Genomic DNA, 15,190 nt, shown 5'->3' on the forward strand with positions numbered 1-15,190 from the left:
TTCGTTTCACTCACCATTCGCTATCGAGACCCGGCTTCGCCGCGTCTCGCGCTCCCCGTTCATGTTCCGAGATCCTCACTTCGTTCGGATCTCGCGCTCCCCAACCGATTCGTTCACTCTCGAGTTCGTTCGCTCATCCACTGGAAGACGCTTCGCGACTTCCAAGCCATTTGGTCACTTCGTGACCGAAGACCTCGCGCGCGGGTGTCGCACCTCGCAGTAGCTTACGGTTCCTGACAGTCACCGTTCGCTTCTCGAGGCCTTCACTCCGTTTACGCCTCGCGTAGCTCACCGTGCCACAGCGCGCGCCACCGCTGAATGGTGGTCCGGTCGTTTCGACACGATAACAGTTCAACGCAATTCGAAATTCGAAATTGGATTTCGAGAATCGTACTATTTCGTGGGGCTTATTACGATGTACGAACTCCGGACGAACAAGACCAATGAGTACGGACCACCAGAGCGAGGGGGATGTCACGGGCGAGGAGCGCACAATCTTGCTGATCGGTAGCGGCCCGATCCAGATCGGGCAGGCGGCGGAGTTCGACTACTCCGGCGCGCAGGCCTGCCGAGCCCTGCAGGAAGAAGGCGCTCGAGTCGTCCTCGTGAACTCGAACCCGGCGACGATCATGACCGATCCGGAGATGGCCGACCGGGTCTACATCGAGCCGATCACGACCGAGGCAATTTCCGAAATTATTGCCGAGGAGAATCCTGACGGCGTTATCGCCGGTCTGGGCGGCCAGACGGGCCTCAACGTAACTGCTGAACTCGCAGAGGAGGGCGTCCTCGAGGAGTACGATGTCGAAATCATGGGCACGCCGCTGGAGACGATCTACGCGACCGAGGATCGGGATCTGTTCCGCCAGCGCATGGAGAAGATCGGTCAGCCGGTTCCGGCCTCGACAACGATTTCGCTCGACGAGGACGAGGCCGTCTCGGAGATGACCGAGGCGGACCTCGAGGACCGCGTACAGGCGGCCGTCGACGAGGTCGGTGGCCTTCCCGTTATCGCACGCACCACTTACACGCTCGGGGGCTCGGGATCGGGCGTCGTCCACGAGTTCGACGAACTTCTCCGTCGCGTGCGTAAGGGACTGCGTCTCTCGAGAAACAGCGAGGTCCTGATCACCGAGTCCATCGCGGGCTGGGTCGAGTACGAGTACGAAGTCATGCGCGACGCCGACGACTCCTGTATCATCATCTGTAATATGGAGAACATCGACCCGATGGGCATCCATACGGGAGAGTCGACGGTCGTCACGCCCTCTCAGATCGTCCCCGACGAGGGTCACCAGGAGATGCGTACCGCCGCGCTCGACGTGATCCGCGAACTGGGCATTCAGGGCGGTTGTAACATCCAGTTCGCCTGGCACGACGACGGCACGCCCGGCGGCGAGTATCGTGTCGTCGAGGTCAATCCCCGCGTCTCCCGTTCCTCCGCGCTGGCCTCGAAGGCGACCGGATACCCGATCGCCCGCGTCACTGCGAAGGTCGCACTGGGCAAGCGCCTCCACGAGATTGACAACGAAATCACAGGAGAGACGACCGCCGCGTTCGAGCCCGCGATCGACTACGTCGTCACGAAGGTGCCCCGGTGGCCCAAGGACAAGTTCGACGACGTCGATTTCGAGCTGACGACTGCGATGAAATCGACCGGCGAGGCGATGGCCATCGGACGAACCTTCGAGGAGAGTCTGTTGAAATCCCTGCGCTCGACCGAGTACGACCCTGATGTCGACTGGGACGACGTGACCGACGAGGAACTCGAGGACCACTACCTTGAGCGCCCGTCGCCGGACCGTCCGTACGCGATGTTCGAGGCCTACGAGCGCGGTTACACCACCGAGGAGGTCGTCGAACTCACGGGTATCTTCGAGTGGTACGCAGAGCGATACCACCGCGTCGCCAAGTCGATGCGCGCCGCACAGGACGGTGACTTTACCGAGGCCGCAATAGCGGGACACACCAACACCTCAATTGCCGCGACGACGGGCTCGACGGTCGATACGGTCGAGACGGACGTCCCCGGGCGCACGTACAAGCAGGTCGACACCTGCGCCGGCGAGTTCGAAGCGGAGACGCCGTACTACTACTCCGCGCGTAAGTCGGAGTTCGACAAGGGGCCGCTCGTCGGCGACGCCGCCGCGGGCGAACTCGAGGTCGACCGCGACGTCGAGAGCATCATCGTCGTCGGCGGCGGCCCGATCCGCATCGGGCAGGGTGTCGAGTTCGACTACTGTTCGGTCCACGCGGTTCGCGCCCTCAGAGAGCTGGGAATCGACGCTCACGTGGTGAACAATAATCCCGAAACGGTCTCGACGGACTACGACACCTCCGACGGGCTGTTCTTCGAGCCGATCACGGCAGAAGAGGTTGCAGACGTCGCCGAGGCCGCGGACGCCGACGGCGTGATGATCCAGTTCGGCGGCCAGACCTCGGTCAACATCGGCGAACCGCTCCACGACGAGATCGAGCGCCGCGGGCTGGACTGTGACGTAATGGGAACCAGCGTCGAAGCGATGGACCTGGCCGAGGACCGCGACCGGTTCAACGCGCTGATGGACGAACTCGATATCGCCCAGCCAGACGGCGGCACGGCGACCTCGAAAGAGGAGGCTCTCGAGCTGGCCCACGACATCGGCTACCCCGTGCTCGTCCGCCCGAGCTACGTGCTTGGCGGCCGCGCGATGGAGGTCGTCCACGACGACGAGGAACTCGAGCGCTACATCGAGGAAGCGGTTCGCGTCGCGCCGGACAAACCGATCCTCGTCGACGAGTTCCTCGCGGACGCCGTCGAACTCGACGTCGACGCCGTCGCCGACGGCCGCTCGGTGCTCATCGGCGGCATCATGGAACACGTCGAGAGCGCGGGGGTTCACTCGGGCGACTCCGCCTGTATGATCCCACCGCGCTCGCTCGACGAGGAGACGCTCGAGCGCGTTCGCGAAGTGACCGAAGACATCGCGTCGGCGCTCAAGACGAGGGGGCTGATGAACGTTCAGCTGGCCGTCAAAGACGGAGAGGTGTACGTGCTCGAGGCCAACCCGCGTTCCTCACGTACCGTCCCGTTCGTCTCGAAGGCGACGGGCGTTCCGATCGCGAAGCTGGCCGCGAAGGTGATGGCCGGGGAAACCTTAGAGAGCCTCGGCGTCGACGAGCAGATCCCCGAACACACCTCGATCAAGGAAGTCGTCCTCCCGTTCGACCGACTGCCGGGCTCGGACCCGCGCCTCGGACCGGAGATGAAATCGACCGGCGAAGTGATGGGAACGGCGAGTGAGTTCGGAACGGCCTACTGGAAGGCCCAGCAGGCGTCTTCGAACGCCGTTAGCGACGGAACGGCCGTCGTCGACTTCGACATCGACGGCTTCGAGGACCACTTCGAGGTCGCTACGTTCGACGACGTTCCGCAGGCGATCCGCGAGGGAAAAGTCGACTTCGTCGTCAGCCGCGACCGCGACTCCCTCGAGATGGCCGTCGAGGAGGAGATCCCGTATCTCTCGACGGAAGCCAGCGCGAAGGCGTACGTCGAGGGACTCGAGGCGGCAGACGGCAACCTTGAGGTCGAGACGATCTCCGACCGTCCGAAGCGAACGGCTCGCTGGGGCACCGGCGAGTAATTTCCCCGACCCGCCGCTAATTTCACGAACCGCCGCGTCGGATCTTCTGCAGGGAATACACTATTTTATCGAGAGCGCGGAGCGACGCTCATGCCGACAGCATCCGATCTGCTCGTCGACTGTCTCGAGGCTGAGGAGGTCGACCGCGTTTTCGGGGTCCCGGGCGAGGAAATCGAGGATCTACTGTTCTCGCTTCGAGATTCCGAAATCACGTTCGTTCCGACGCGCCACGAACAGGGGGCGGCGTTCATGGCCGACGTGTTCGGCCGGTTGACCGGCGAGGCGGGCGTCTGTCTGTCGACGCTTGGCCCCGGCGCGACGAACCTCGTCACCGGTGTCGCGGACGCCCAGTTCGATAAGAGTCCGGTCGTCGCGATCACCGGACAGAGCGACCGAGAGCGGTTGCACAAAGAGAGCCACCAGACGCTCGACGTGCTCGACGTGTTCGACCCGATCGTCACGTGGAACGCGCAGATCGCGGACCCCGAAATCGTCCCCGAGTCGGTGCGCAAAGCGTTCAAGCTCGCGGAGTACGAAAAGCCCGGTGCGACCCACCTCGAGTTTCCCGAGGACGTGGCGCGGGAGGAAATCGACGCCGCGCCGATTCCGATCCGCGAGCAGGTTCGGCGTCCGGATCCCGACGACGAGTCGGTCGACCGCGCTGCGACGCTCATCGAGTCGGCTGAGCGTCCGATTATTTTGGCCGGTAACGGTGCCGTTCGGACGCGCGCCGCCGACAGTATTCGTGCGCTCGTCGACCGGCTCGAGATACCGGTCGTCGCGACGTACATGGGCAAGGGAGCGATCTCGGATCGAAACGCCGCCTCGTTGATGACGCTCGATTCGGGACCGGCTGGCGAAGCCGCCGAAGCGATCGACCGGGCTGATTGCGTCGTCGCGGTCGGCTACGACATCGCCGAGCACGATCCGGAGGGCTGGAATCCTGATCTCGAGAAATCGATCGTCCACGTCGACCTCGAGCCAGCGGAGGTGTATCGCCACTATCCCCCCGATGTCGAAATCGTGGCCGATATCGGCGCGTCGCTCGCCGCGATCGACGATCGGATCTCGGCCGACGCGTGTTCGCTGTGGTGTAAAAATCTCCACGATCGGATTCTCGAGGGAGCGACGACGAAGCCGAACGAGGACGATCCGATCACCGTCGAAAACACCCTTCCGTTGTTGCGCGAGTCGATGGCCGACGAGGACGTGCTCGTCTCGGACGTCGGCACGCACAAGATGAAAATCGCGCAGTCGTTTCCGACGTACGAGCCCAACACCTGCATCATCTCGAACGGGCTGGCGAGCATGGGGATCGCCGTGCCGGGCGCGCTCGCTGCCGATCTCGCGACCGACGCGAACGTCGTCGCGGGGACCGGCGACGGCGGGTTCTTGATGAACGCCGCGGAGCTCGAGACCGCGACCCGACTCGACTGTGGGTTTACGGTCGTCGTGTTCAACGACGAGGACTACGGACTGATCTCCGAACAACAGCGCGAGCACCGCGGGGAGCAGTTCGGAACCGAGTTGACGAACCCGGATTTCGTCACGTTTGCTGAGTCCTTCGGCATCGAGTCGTTCCGCCCCGAGACCTGGAGCGAGGTCGAACGGGCGTTGGCGACCGCAGTCCCGTCCGACGAACTCGCTCTGATTGAGATTCGACTGTAGATTCGGCTGTCGAGTCGTCCGCAGAAAACCGACAGTCCCTGTTCGTCCCTTCTACGCGATTACGCGACGTACTCGGCCGGGTCGACCGCTTCCCCGTCGATTTCGACGTCCGTTTTGCCGCCGGTGACGGTGATGTCCGTAACCTCGCCCGAAAACTGGAACTCAAGGTGATCCGAGTCGACGGCTCCTTCGACGGTGGTCCCCGAGGCGATGATTGCGTCTTCGAATGGGTCCTCGGAAATCGGTTTGATGGTTCCATCGACGGTAATTTCGAAGTTCGACGGCGTTTCGCATCCTCCTATCGTCAGTAGCTGTGTCATACACTGCATCAAATTCGAACACCACCTCATAAGTTTTCTCTCTCATAGAACAGTAAGAAAGTCCGAACGTCGAGAATCCCTGACAATCAGCGGCGCGTATACGGGCCGTTTGCTCACAGTATAACCGACACTCCGGGCCGTTGCGCAACCCTAAAGCGGACGGACTCTGTGCAGCAGATATGGAGTATCACGAGGCGGCGGATTTCCTCTTTGGTCTGCGACGATTCCGCCCGAAACCGGGGACGGAATCGACGGCTGCGCTCCTCGCCCACCTCGAGAACCCGCACGAAGACATCGATTTCGTTCAGGTAGCGGGCTCGAACGGAAAGGGGTCGACGGCACGGATGCTCGAGCGAACGCTTCGCGAAACCGGCCTCTCTGTCGGGATCTACACCTCACCACACCTCGAGGATCTGCGCGAGCGCGTTCGTGTCGACGGGCGCAAGATTCCTCGATCGGCGGTCTGTTCGTTCGTCGAGTCGAGTCGAGACTATATCACCGAACGCGGTGCGGACGGCGAGTCGCCGACCTTTTTTGAGACGATGACCGGCCTCGCACTGTGGTATTTCGGTCGTGAGGACGTCGATGTCGCGATTCTCGAGGTCGGTATCGGCGGCAAGTTCGACGCGACGAGCGTGGTCGACCCGATAGCGAGCGCTGTGACGAGCGTCAGCCTCGAACACACCGGAATTATCGGCGAAACAAAGGCGGAAATCGCGCGAGATAAAGCACACGTCGCCCCCGCGAACACACCGCTCGTCACCGGCGTTACCGACGAGACGCTCGAGCCGATCCGCGACGTTGCGGGCGATGTCGTGACGGTCGGAAGGGACGGCAAAGCGCTCGGGAACGAGTCGACTGATCTGGAATCGAGCGATCGCCGACCGGACGTTCGCGTCGCGTACGGCGGCCGGGTGAACCACATCGAGGCCGAAATCGAGATCGACGGCGGTGATTGGGGGCTCGAGACGCAAATTCCGCTACCGGGCGAGCATCAGGCCGAAAACGCGGGAATCGCGGCGACGCTCGCTCGACAGGTGACCGACGTTACCGACGCCGAACTCGCCCGCGGACTGCGAAACGCCCACTGGCCGGGCCGGTTCGAGGTGCTCGACACCGAGCCGCTGGTCGTTCTCGACGGAGCGCACAATCCCGCCGCCTGCGAGCGAGTCGCCGAAACGCTCTCGACCTACGAGTACGACGACCTCCACCTCGTCTTCGGCGCGATGCACGACAAGGACCATCGGGGGATGGCGGCGGCGCTGCCGACGCCCGACTCGCTCATCGCTTGCGAGCCGACGCTCGACCGGGCCGAGGACCGGGCCGTCCTCGCCGAGGTGTTCGACGACGCCGGCCTCGAGACCGACAACGTACACACCGAATCGGCCGTTCAGGACGCCCTCTCGAGTGCGCTCGAGGCCGCGGGAGAGAACGACGCGGTGCTCGTAACGGGCTCGCTCTTTGCCGTCGCCGAGGCTCGGTCTCGGTGGACCGCGGCGGACGTGCTAAAGCGGATCCGCTCGCTCGAGGACGCCCGCGAAACGCTCGAGGGCGCACAGGTCACGGAGAAGGGCGTCTACCGAATGCGCGGGAAGGCCGTCCACCGCGTCGTCAAGACGAACTTACAGTACAGGCAGGCCTCGTATCTGAAACAGGAACTGTTGAGCCTCGGCGGCGAGTGCGCCCTTTCGGGACTCCAGCGCGAGGACGAACGGACCGACGCCGTCCTGATGGGGACGCTCTCGCAGTTCAAGCGATTGACCGACAAGCTCGAGGCCCAGCCCTACGGACTGGCCGACGTCGCTCGCGAACTGCGCGAGACGCTCGAGATCGGCGTCTCGGGACCCGACCATCAGTACCCGTGGCGGGATCGAACGGCGGTGATGGGCATCCTGAACGTCACGCCCGACAGCTTCCACGACGGCGGCGAGTACGGCGACCTCGAGGACGCCGTCTCCCGCGCCGAGGCGATGATCGACGCCGGCGTGGACGTGATCGACATCGGCGGGGAGTCTACCCGCCCGGGTGCCGATCCCGTCTCGCTCGAGGAAGAGATCGACCGCGTCGTTCCTGTCGTCGAGCGGCTCAGGGAGGGTTCGTTGGCGGACGACGTGCTCATCTCCATCGACACGCGCAAGGCGGCCGTCGCCAAGGCGGCACTCGAGGCTGGCGCGGACATCCTGAACGACGTGTCGGGTCTTGAGGATCCGGAGATGCGCTTTGTCGCCGCGGAGTACGACGCGCCGCTGATCGTGATGCACAGCATCGACGCGCCCGTCGTTCCGGATCGGGACGTCGAGTACGACGACGTCGTCGAGGACGTAATCGACGAGTTGACCGAACGGGTGTTGCTCGCCGAGAAAGCGGGGCTCGACCGCGAGCAGATCATCGTCGATCCGGGGCTCGGATTCGGAAAGTCGCCCCGCGAAGGGTTCGAACTCCTGGGCCGGACGGAGGAACTCCGGGCACTCGACTCGCCGATCCTCATCGGTCACTCCCACAAATCGATGTTCGATCCCGTTACCGACGAGTCGGACGACCGACTCGTCCCGACCGTCGCGGCCAGCGCCCTCGCTGCCGATCGCGGAGCCGATATCGTCCGCGTTCACGACGTGCCCGAGAACGTCGCCGCCGTGAAGACAGCCCTCGCCATCGGAAATCCGGATCTGGTGGCCGACGATGAACTCGAGTGGTAGGCTTCGTTTGATCGCGGCGCGGATTGGTTAGGAAACGCTCACGTCTCTCCACTCTCTGCGTCGAACCATGGCTTCGTCCACCGACGATACACCGCTCGACTCTCTTTTCGAATCGATCGCGTTGATTATCGGCTTTACGGCGATTCTGTTCGTTTTGATTCAGGCCTGGACGTTGGACGCGCTTTTGTTCGTCGTCGTCGGGCTGAATCTGGTCGTAATCTATCTTCTCTACAGGATATTGGTTGCCGTCGAACACGTCGCTCAGGAAATTTGATCGCTCGTGTAGTCACCTGCCGGCCCACGTTTCAACCGTCTCGAGTACGTATCCTCTCCGAATGCGGGCCTCGCCCGCGACTACTACAATGACTGAGGACGCTCTTTCCGACGCCGCGGACGAACCGGGACTCGAGACGACGAAGTCGCTTCTCTGGACGGGCGCGAGCGACGGCTCGCTGGCGCTCGCGGGGGGCGGCGCGTTCGTCCTGGCGGGCGTTCGCTCGGTCGCCCGAGGCAGGTTTCGAGCGATCGGACAACTCGCGCTTGGTGGCGGACTCCTCAAACTCGGCCAGTATCAGCGACGGAACCGCGACGGAACGGCGGTAGAACGGGCGCTCGCCGGTCGAGGTGCCCTCGACGGCGGAGGAGAAGACGAAACAGCAACAGACCAAACGGATGGGAAGGCACCCTCCGACGAGGCACACGCGGCGACCGAGCGCCACGACCTCGGCCGCGTTTCCCAGACCGACGAGGACGGCGACGTCAGCTCCGACGCCGAGTTCGGAACATCTCGAGACGACGACTCCGAGTCGGAGATCGAGTTTACCGAGGAAACCGACGCCGAGCCTCGAGACAGACCAGGGATCGATGCCGAGGATGACGATCCGAGACGGAACACGGGCGACGAGCGGGTCGAAATCGACGTTTCGGATTCGGCGCTCGCGGACGAACCGGCCGAGGCGACCGGTCCGGATCCGGAACAGGCCCAGCCGTCCCAGACGGAGGGAACAGAGCCCGAGGGAACCATCGAAGAGGATGCGTCCCACATGCGGGCCGACACCCCGGACGAGCGCGGGGGTGACGAGGAAAACGAGAGGGGCGAGGAAAGCGAAGAGTGAGGTGTTTGTCGAGTCTCTGTCTGCAAGGAAAACCAGTGGTGGCAACTTTGATCGAAACGCTGTTTCGACGGTTCGATACTACGATCAGAGACTTCGCCGATGACTTTCACAAACATACATTATGATGAAGGCGTAACTGCACCCAGACTATGTCTCATGGAAACTTCGAGGGGTACGGCGGTCGACACGTGCCGGACCCGCTCCAAGAGCCGCTCGAGCAACTGGCGACCGCGTACGACGAAATCGGGACCAGCGACGAGTTTCAGGCCGATCTTCGGGATCTGCTCGAGGAGTTCGCCGGCCGACCGACGCCGCTGTATTACGCCGGAAACCTGAGCGAGCGCTACGGAGCCGAAATCTACCTCAAGCGCGAGGATCTGCTCCACGGCGGCGCTCACAAGATCAACAACGCGCTCGGTCAGGCCCTGCTCGCGAAACGAGCGGGTCGGGATCGGCTGATCGCCGAGACGGGTGCGGGCCAGCACGGCACCGCAACGGCGATGGTCGGTGCCTTGCTCGGCCTCGAGACGGAGATCTACATGGGAAAAAAGGATGTCCAACGACAGGAGATGAACGTTTTCCGGATGCGATTGATGGGTGCCGAGGTCAACGAAGTGACCCGCGGCGGCGAGGGGCTGGCCGACGCCGTCGACGCCGCGCTCGAGGATTTTGCCGAAAACGTCGAGGACACCCACTACCTCGTCGGGAGCGTCGTCGGGCCTGACCCGTTCCCGCGGATGGTCCGGGACTTCCAGAGCGTCATCGGGACGGAGGCTCGAGAGCAGTTCCTCGATCGGACGGGCGAACTGCCTGACGCCGCGGTCGCCTGCGTCGGCGGCGGTTCGAACGCGATCGGATTGTTTCACGCCTTCCGAGACGATGATGACGTCGCGTTCTACGGTGCCGAAGGCGGCGGTGAGGGTTCGGACTCGAGTCGCCACGCGGCGCCGCTCTCGAGCGGTAAAGACGACGTTATCCACGGGATGAAAACCCGCGTCATCGACGAGGACGTCGACGTCCACTCCGTTTCGGCGGGACTGGACTACCCCGGTGTCGGCCCCGAACACGCCATGTTTCGCGCCGTCGGTCGGTGCGAGTACAGCGGCGTCACCGACGACGCGGCGCTGGCCGCGTTCAGAGAACTCAGCGAAACGGAGGGGATTATCCCGGCCCTCGAGTCCAGCCACGGACTCGCTCGAGCGATTCAACTGGCCGAAGAGACGGATCACGAGCGGATCCTGGTCAATCTCTCGGGGCGAGGTGACAAGGATATGGAGACTGCCGCCGAGAAATTCGACCTGTAGTCGTTCGGACGCCCCTTCGGAGATAACGGTTGTTACCAAACCTATTTATTAGAAGAGAATCATTTTCAGAGTGATGCCCGAAGACGTGATCGTTCATCGCCTCAACGTCATCATCGTCTTGATCGTCGCCGTCCTGGCCGTCCTGCTGTGGCCTGTTTTCTCCCAACTTCTCGTCTACGCCGTCGTCCTGTTGTTTCTCGCCGTCGCCGGGGCAATCGGTTGGTCGCTCGCACAGTCGATCTGAATCTTCCCTCGATTGCCCGATTCACCTTCCCTGATCACTGCTCTCTTGTACGCCCTGCTCACAGTATGCCAGCGTCTTCTCGAAGCGTTCGATATGTATCGAGATATCGCTCCCGAATCGAACGCTCGTCGTAGGCGGCGAACCGGTCGTCGTAGTCGCGGTACTCGAGGTCGCCGGCGCTGACGATAGCGTTCGTCAGTTCTTCCTCACTGGTGGTTCGAAAGCCTCGATCCCAGCCCTCGACGAGTTCGTGAGCGCTCGAGTCTGCGTGGTACTCGACGATGCCGACACAGCCCGCGGCGAGCGCCCAGAGCATCTCCGTCGGAAAGACGCAGTGTTCGGCCGTCTGGGCGAAGACGTGTGCCCCGCGGTAGACGGCGATTCGGTCCTCGCGGGGGAGCTCGCCAGCGAACGTGATTCGATCCTCGATCCGAAGATCGCTGGCCAGCCCCTCGTAGTACTCGCGCTCGGGGCCGTCGCCGATGATGACTGCGTTCCAGCTTCGGCGTCGCATTTCGGCCAGCGCGAGCAACAGGCTCTCGAGGTTCGCTCCCTCGTCGAGGCGGCGGGCGTAAACTACTTCCACGCGCTCTCCGGGGGCAACTCCTCGTATCCGTTCGGTATCGATCTGATTCGGGATCGGCGTCACCTGTTCGCTGTCGGCTCCGATTTCTCGGACCCAGGTTCCTACGAGCTCCGAGGGAGCCACGATCCGGTCGGGCTGGCTCGTTGCCCACCGGGTGACTCTGTCGTCGCCGACGCCGCCGTCGCCGTACCACTCGACGACGAGCGGGACGCGAGCGAGTCTCGAGCCCCAGTTGGCCGCGATACCCTGTTTCGGCGGCTGTGCGTTCGCATGGATGATGTCGGGCCCGAACCTGGCGAGGACGAACGGGAGCCGAAGCAGAAACGACGTTTGGGCGTCAAGGCCGGTCGACACGCCGTGGTAGGTAATTCCGTCGCGTTCGAAGACCGATTCCTCGCTGGGCCAGAACTGGGCACAGAAGACGTGGACGTCGTGGCCGCCGTCTCGGAGCAACTCGAGGACCGCCTGAAACCGCTGGTTCGTCTCGGTATCGCGGTGATCGACCGTTTCGAACGAGACGAACGCGATGTGCATATGCCGTCGGGACGTAGCCCCGGATTAAAAAATCACCTAAGTTATCGAAGCGCCCGATCGAGTCGAATCAGAGACTCAGTCTTCGTCACCGCCGGGCATCGCATCTTCTACCGTGTCGCTGATGTAATCGCCGAGTCCATCCAACGGCCCGCTATCGTCGTCGTCCGAGTCGTCACTGTCCGATTCATCGTTGCTATCCGATTCGTCTGCTTCGCTTTCATCCTCGTTATCGGATTCCTCCTCGTCCGTTTCGTCGTCAGCGTCGTCCGCAGATTCGTCCGTCTCGTCATCGGCCTCGCTACTTTCCTCGGAGTCGTCCGTCTCGTCAGTGTCGTCGTTGCTTTCGTTTGTGTCGTCGTCTGACTCGTTCTGGTCGTTACTCTCGCCGTCGGACCCGTCCTCGCCGTCCACCGACACGTTCACGTCGCTATCGGATTCATTTTCTATAGCGTCTACCGATTCATTTATCGCTCCATCCACTGATTCGTTGTCCGCATCGTCGGTCGATCCGTTATCGCCTTCAGCCGACGAATTCTCGTCGATTTCGGTCTCTCCGCCGAGAATATCTTCGGAGTCGGTATCCGACGTGCCGTCGGAGATACCGTCGAGGACGCCGATCGACTCTGGAACCCCGTCGCCGCTGGACGCTTCGCCGTCTAGAAACTCGGGGCCGACCACTGCGATTGTCAACCCGAACGCGACGAGGACGACCAGCACCGTGACGAGGACTGTCGTGACTGGCGCGGCCTGTTCTTCGTCGGTGGACTCGTCCTCGTCTGCCATCGTCCTGTTTCGTTCCGGATTCGGTCGTTTTGTTATGCACACCGAACAGCGCCGCGGCGTTGTCCCGTTTCGATTCGAACGGTGTGTGTGATAGGGTCGGTTGTACATCATTTTCGGCCAGTCGCCACCCCGCTCTGGCGACAAACAGGTACACAGGGACAACCGACCCTATGAGAGAACGCAAGGAGGGCAGTGGCGCCACGAGTTCTCCGCGGACAACCGCTCGACGAGAACCGACAGACCGCGATGACCGGCAGACGGACGACGACTAACCGCCAGGAAGAACAGTTGCACCCGCTGGAACGGAGACTAGGCCGGACCTACAGGCGGAACGGTTTTCACTCACGATCGAAATCGAGGGGAAACGGTTACCGGGTTGTCCCGACATGTTCTACGCACCCGATGTACGATATCGAACGCTATCTCAACATCCGCAGCGCCTACGGCGCGTCGTTCGGTCCCGAAGGCGAGCGCCTCTCCATTCTGATGAATACGACCGGCGTCTCGCAGGTCTGGACGCTCGAGGAGCCGGTATCCTGGCCCGAACAGCGAACGTTTACCGACGAACAGGTGAGTTTCGCGTCATGGTCGCCCGAACGCCCCGAACTGATCTTCGGGATGGACGAGGGCGGCGACGAGCGCGCGCAGTTGTTCCGACTCGATGCCGAGACCGGCGTCATCGAGAACCTGACACGGAAACCCGAGTCCAAGCACCGCTGGGGCGGCTGGAGTCACGACGGCGAGCGGTTCGCGTTCACGTCGAATCGCCGGGACGAATCCGTCTTCGACATCTACGTTCAGAACCGAGACGAGACTGGCGACGGAGCAACGCTCGTCGCCGAGGGCGACGGCTGGCTCACCCTCTCGGGGTGGAGTCCGGACGATTCGAAGCTCCTGGTCTCGAAGGCCTACTCGAATTTCGATCAGGACCTCTACGTGCTTGACCTCGAGGCGGCCACAGACGATACCGGCGACCTCGAGTCCATCGATCCGAAATCGGTCGAACTCGAGAACCTCACGCCCCACGAGGGCGACGTTCGGTACCAGAGCGCGAGTTGGGCCTCGATTCCCGACGGAGCCGACGAGAGTCCGGGACTCTACCTGGTTACTGACAGGGATTCCGACACGCTCGAGCTGGCGTATCTGGATCTCGAGACGAACACGCTCGAGACGGTTGCCGAGGGCGGCGAGTGGAACGTCGACGGAATCGCCGTGGACGACGAGACAGGACGGTTCGTCTACTCGCGGAACGTCGAGGGCTATACCGATCTCACCGTCGGCGAGTTCGACGCCGCGGAGCCGACCGCCTTCGAGACGTTCCCGGAACCGGACCTTCCGGGCGGAATCGCTGGCGGCGTGAGCTTCGGGCCCGACGCCGACCGATTCGCCCTCTCGACCTCAGGCGATACGATCAACACGAATGTCTTCGTCGTCGAGGTCGAAACCGGCGAGACCGAGCAGTGGACCGCGGCACCGACAGCGGGTATCCCCCGCGAAAGCTTCCGCGAGTCGAGCGTCGAACACGTCGAGAGCTTCGGCGTCGACGGGGAAACGCCGCCCGACGGTCTCGAGGTACCCGGCTTCCTCACCCTTCCCGAGACGACCGAGAACGGAGAAACGCCCGTCATCGTCGATATCCACGGCGGTCCCGAGAGTCAGCGTCGACCCTCGTTCTCGAGCGTCAAGCAGTACTTCCTGAATCGGGGCTACGCCTACTTCGAACCGAACGTGCGGGGCTCCTCGGGCTACGGAAGCGAGTACGCGAGCCTCGACGACGTCGAAAAGCGCATGGACTCGGTTGCGGATATCCGCGCCTGCGTCGAGTGGCTTCGGGATCATCCCGCGATCGACCCCGACAGAATCGCGTGCAAGGGTGGCTCCTACGGCGGCTTCATGGTGTTAGCCTCGCTCACCGAGTACCCGGATCTCTGGGCTGCGGGTATCGACGTGGTCGGCATCGCCAACTTCGTCACCTTCCTCGAGAACACCGGCGACTGGCGTCGCGAACTCCGGGAGGCCGAGTACGGCTCGCTCGCCGAGGATCGCGAGTTCCTCGAGGAAATATCACCGATCAATAACGTTTCGTCGCTCGAGGCTCCCCTGTTCGTCCTCCACGGCGAGAACGACCCTCGCGTTCCGGTCGGCGAAGCCGAACAAATCGTCAAAATGGCCCGAGAGCAGGGTGTTCCGGTTCGGAAGCTGATATTCGCCGACGAGGGTCACGGGTTCTCAAAACTCGACAACCGCATCGAAGCCTACGCCGAAATCGCCGACTTCCTCGACGAACATGTTTAATCGGCAACAATAGGAGAACGTC

The 15,190-nt window shown here is 62.9% G+C and carries 11 protein-coding genes; 8 read left to right on the forward strand and 3 right to left on the reverse strand.

Annotation, left to right across the window (positions count from 1 at the left end; genetic code table 11):
* Positions 1–443: 443 nt before the first annotated feature.
* Positions 444–3,623: a carbamoyl-phosphate synthase large subunit gene (gene carB, locus QNM96_RS10910; RefSeq protein WP_283836307.1), complete on the forward strand. Its 3,180-nt coding sequence runs from the start codon at positions 444–446 to the stop codon at positions 3,621–3,623.
* 90 nt (positions 3,624–3,713) lie between these two features.
* Positions 3,714–5,291 carry an acetolactate synthase large subunit gene (locus QNM96_RS10915; RefSeq protein ID WP_283836308.1) on the forward strand — a complete coding sequence of 526 codons (1,578 nt, stop codon included), beginning with the start codon at positions 3,714–3,716 and terminating at the stop codon, positions 5,289–5,291.
* 59 nt (positions 5,292–5,350) lie between these two features.
* Here QNM96_RS10915 and QNM96_RS10920 read toward each other — a convergent pair whose 3' ends face one another.
* On the reverse strand, positions 5,351–5,611 hold the full coding sequence (locus tag QNM96_RS10920) for a hypothetical protein (protein WP_283836309.1): 261 nt from the start codon (positions 5,609–5,611) through the stop codon (positions 5,351–5,353).
* Positions 5,612–5,790: 179 nt separating this feature from the next.
* Here QNM96_RS10920 and folP point away from each other — a divergent pair, with 179 nt between their 5' ends.
* From folP to QNM96_RS10945, 5 genes are all read left to right on the forward strand, one after another.
* Positions 5,791–8,307: a dihydropteroate synthase gene (gene folP / locus QNM96_RS10925; RefSeq protein WP_283836310.1), complete on the forward strand. Its 2,517-nt coding sequence runs from the start codon at positions 5,791–5,793 to the stop codon at positions 8,305–8,307.
* Positions 8,308–8,374: 67 nt separating this feature from the next.
* Positions 8,375–8,581: a hypothetical protein gene (locus QNM96_RS10930; protein WP_283836311.1), complete on the forward strand. Its 207-nt coding sequence runs from the start codon at positions 8,375–8,377 to the stop codon at positions 8,579–8,581.
* A gap of 88 nt (positions 8,582–8,669) precedes the next feature.
* Positions 8,670–9,422, forward strand: coding sequence for a hypothetical protein (locus tag QNM96_RS10935; protein ID WP_283836313.1), 753 nt, complete (start codon positions 8,670–8,672; stop codon positions 9,420–9,422).
* A gap of 149 nt (positions 9,423–9,571) precedes the next feature.
* Positions 9,572–10,726, forward strand: coding sequence for a tryptophan synthase subunit beta (trpB, locus tag QNM96_RS10940; protein ID WP_283836315.1), 1,155 nt, complete (start codon positions 9,572–9,574; stop codon positions 10,724–10,726).
* A gap of 73 nt (positions 10,727–10,799) precedes the next feature.
* Entirely contained in the window at positions 10,800–10,970 is a 171-nt protein-coding gene (locus QNM96_RS10945) for a hypothetical protein (protein ID WP_283836317.1), read from the forward strand.
* 58 nt (positions 10,971–11,028) lie between these two features.
* On the opposite strand, the gene QNM96_RS10950 is transcribed toward QNM96_RS10945, so the two are convergent.
* Together QNM96_RS10950 and QNM96_RS10955 are read right to left on the reverse strand one after the other, a co-directional pair.
* A complete protein-coding gene (locus tag QNM96_RS10950; RefSeq protein WP_283836318.1) occupies positions 11,029–12,090 on the reverse strand; it encodes a glycosyltransferase in 1,062 nt (353 codons plus the stop codon).
* 75 nt (positions 12,091–12,165) lie between these two features.
* Positions 12,166–12,873, reverse strand: a complete 708-nt coding sequence (locus QNM96_RS10955) for a hypothetical protein (RefSeq protein WP_283836319.1) — start codon at positions 12,871–12,873, stop codon at positions 12,166–12,168.
* A 402-nt stretch (positions 12,874–13,275) separates the two neighbouring features.
* On the opposite strand from QNM96_RS10955, the gene QNM96_RS10960 reads away from it, so the two are divergent.
* Entirely contained in the window at positions 13,276–15,168 is a 1,893-nt protein-coding gene (locus QNM96_RS10960) for a S9 family peptidase (RefSeq protein ID WP_283836320.1), read from the forward strand.
* Positions 15,169–15,190: the final 22 nt, after the last annotated feature.

Source organism: Halostagnicola sp. A-GB9-2, assembly GCF_030068615.1.
Classification (GTDB): Archaea; Halobacteriota; Halobacteria; order Halobacteriales; family Natrialbaceae; genus Halostagnicola.

Coding starts and splice junctions, on each gene's coding strand:
- carB (WP_283836307.1), top strand. CDS start 444: ATGAGTACGGACCACCAGAGCGAGGGGGATGTCACGGGCGAGGAGCGC.
- QNM96_RS10915 (WP_283836308.1), top strand. CDS start 3,714: ATGCCGACAGCATCCGATCTGCTCGTCGACTGTCTCGAGGCTGAGGAG.
- QNM96_RS10920 (WP_283836309.1), bottom strand. CDS start 5,611: ATGACACAGCTACTGACGATAGGAGGATGCGAAACGCCGTCGAACTTC.
- folP (WP_283836310.1), top strand. CDS start 5,791: ATGGAGTATCACGAGGCGGCGGATTTCCTCTTTGGTCTGCGACGATTC.
- QNM96_RS10930 (WP_283836311.1), top strand. CDS start 8,375: ATGGCTTCGTCCACCGACGATACACCGCTCGACTCTCTTTTCGAATCG.
- QNM96_RS10935 (WP_283836313.1), top strand. CDS start 8,670: ATGACTGAGGACGCTCTTTCCGACGCCGCGGACGAACCGGGACTCGAG.
- trpB (WP_283836315.1), top strand. CDS start 9,572: ATGTCTCATGGAAACTTCGAGGGGTACGGCGGTCGACACGTGCCGGAC.
- QNM96_RS10945 (WP_283836317.1), top strand. CDS start 10,800: ATGCCCGAAGACGTGATCGTTCATCGCCTCAACGTCATCATCGTCTTG.
- QNM96_RS10950 (WP_283836318.1), bottom strand. CDS start 12,090: ATGCACATCGCGTTCGTCTCGTTCGAAACGGTCGATCACCGCGATACC.
- QNM96_RS10955 (WP_283836319.1), bottom strand. CDS start 12,873: ATGGCAGACGAGGACGAGTCCACCGACGAAGAACAGGCCGCGCCAGTC.
- QNM96_RS10960 (WP_283836320.1), top strand. CDS start 13,276: ATGTACGATATCGAACGCTATCTCAACATCCGCAGCGCCTACGGCGCG.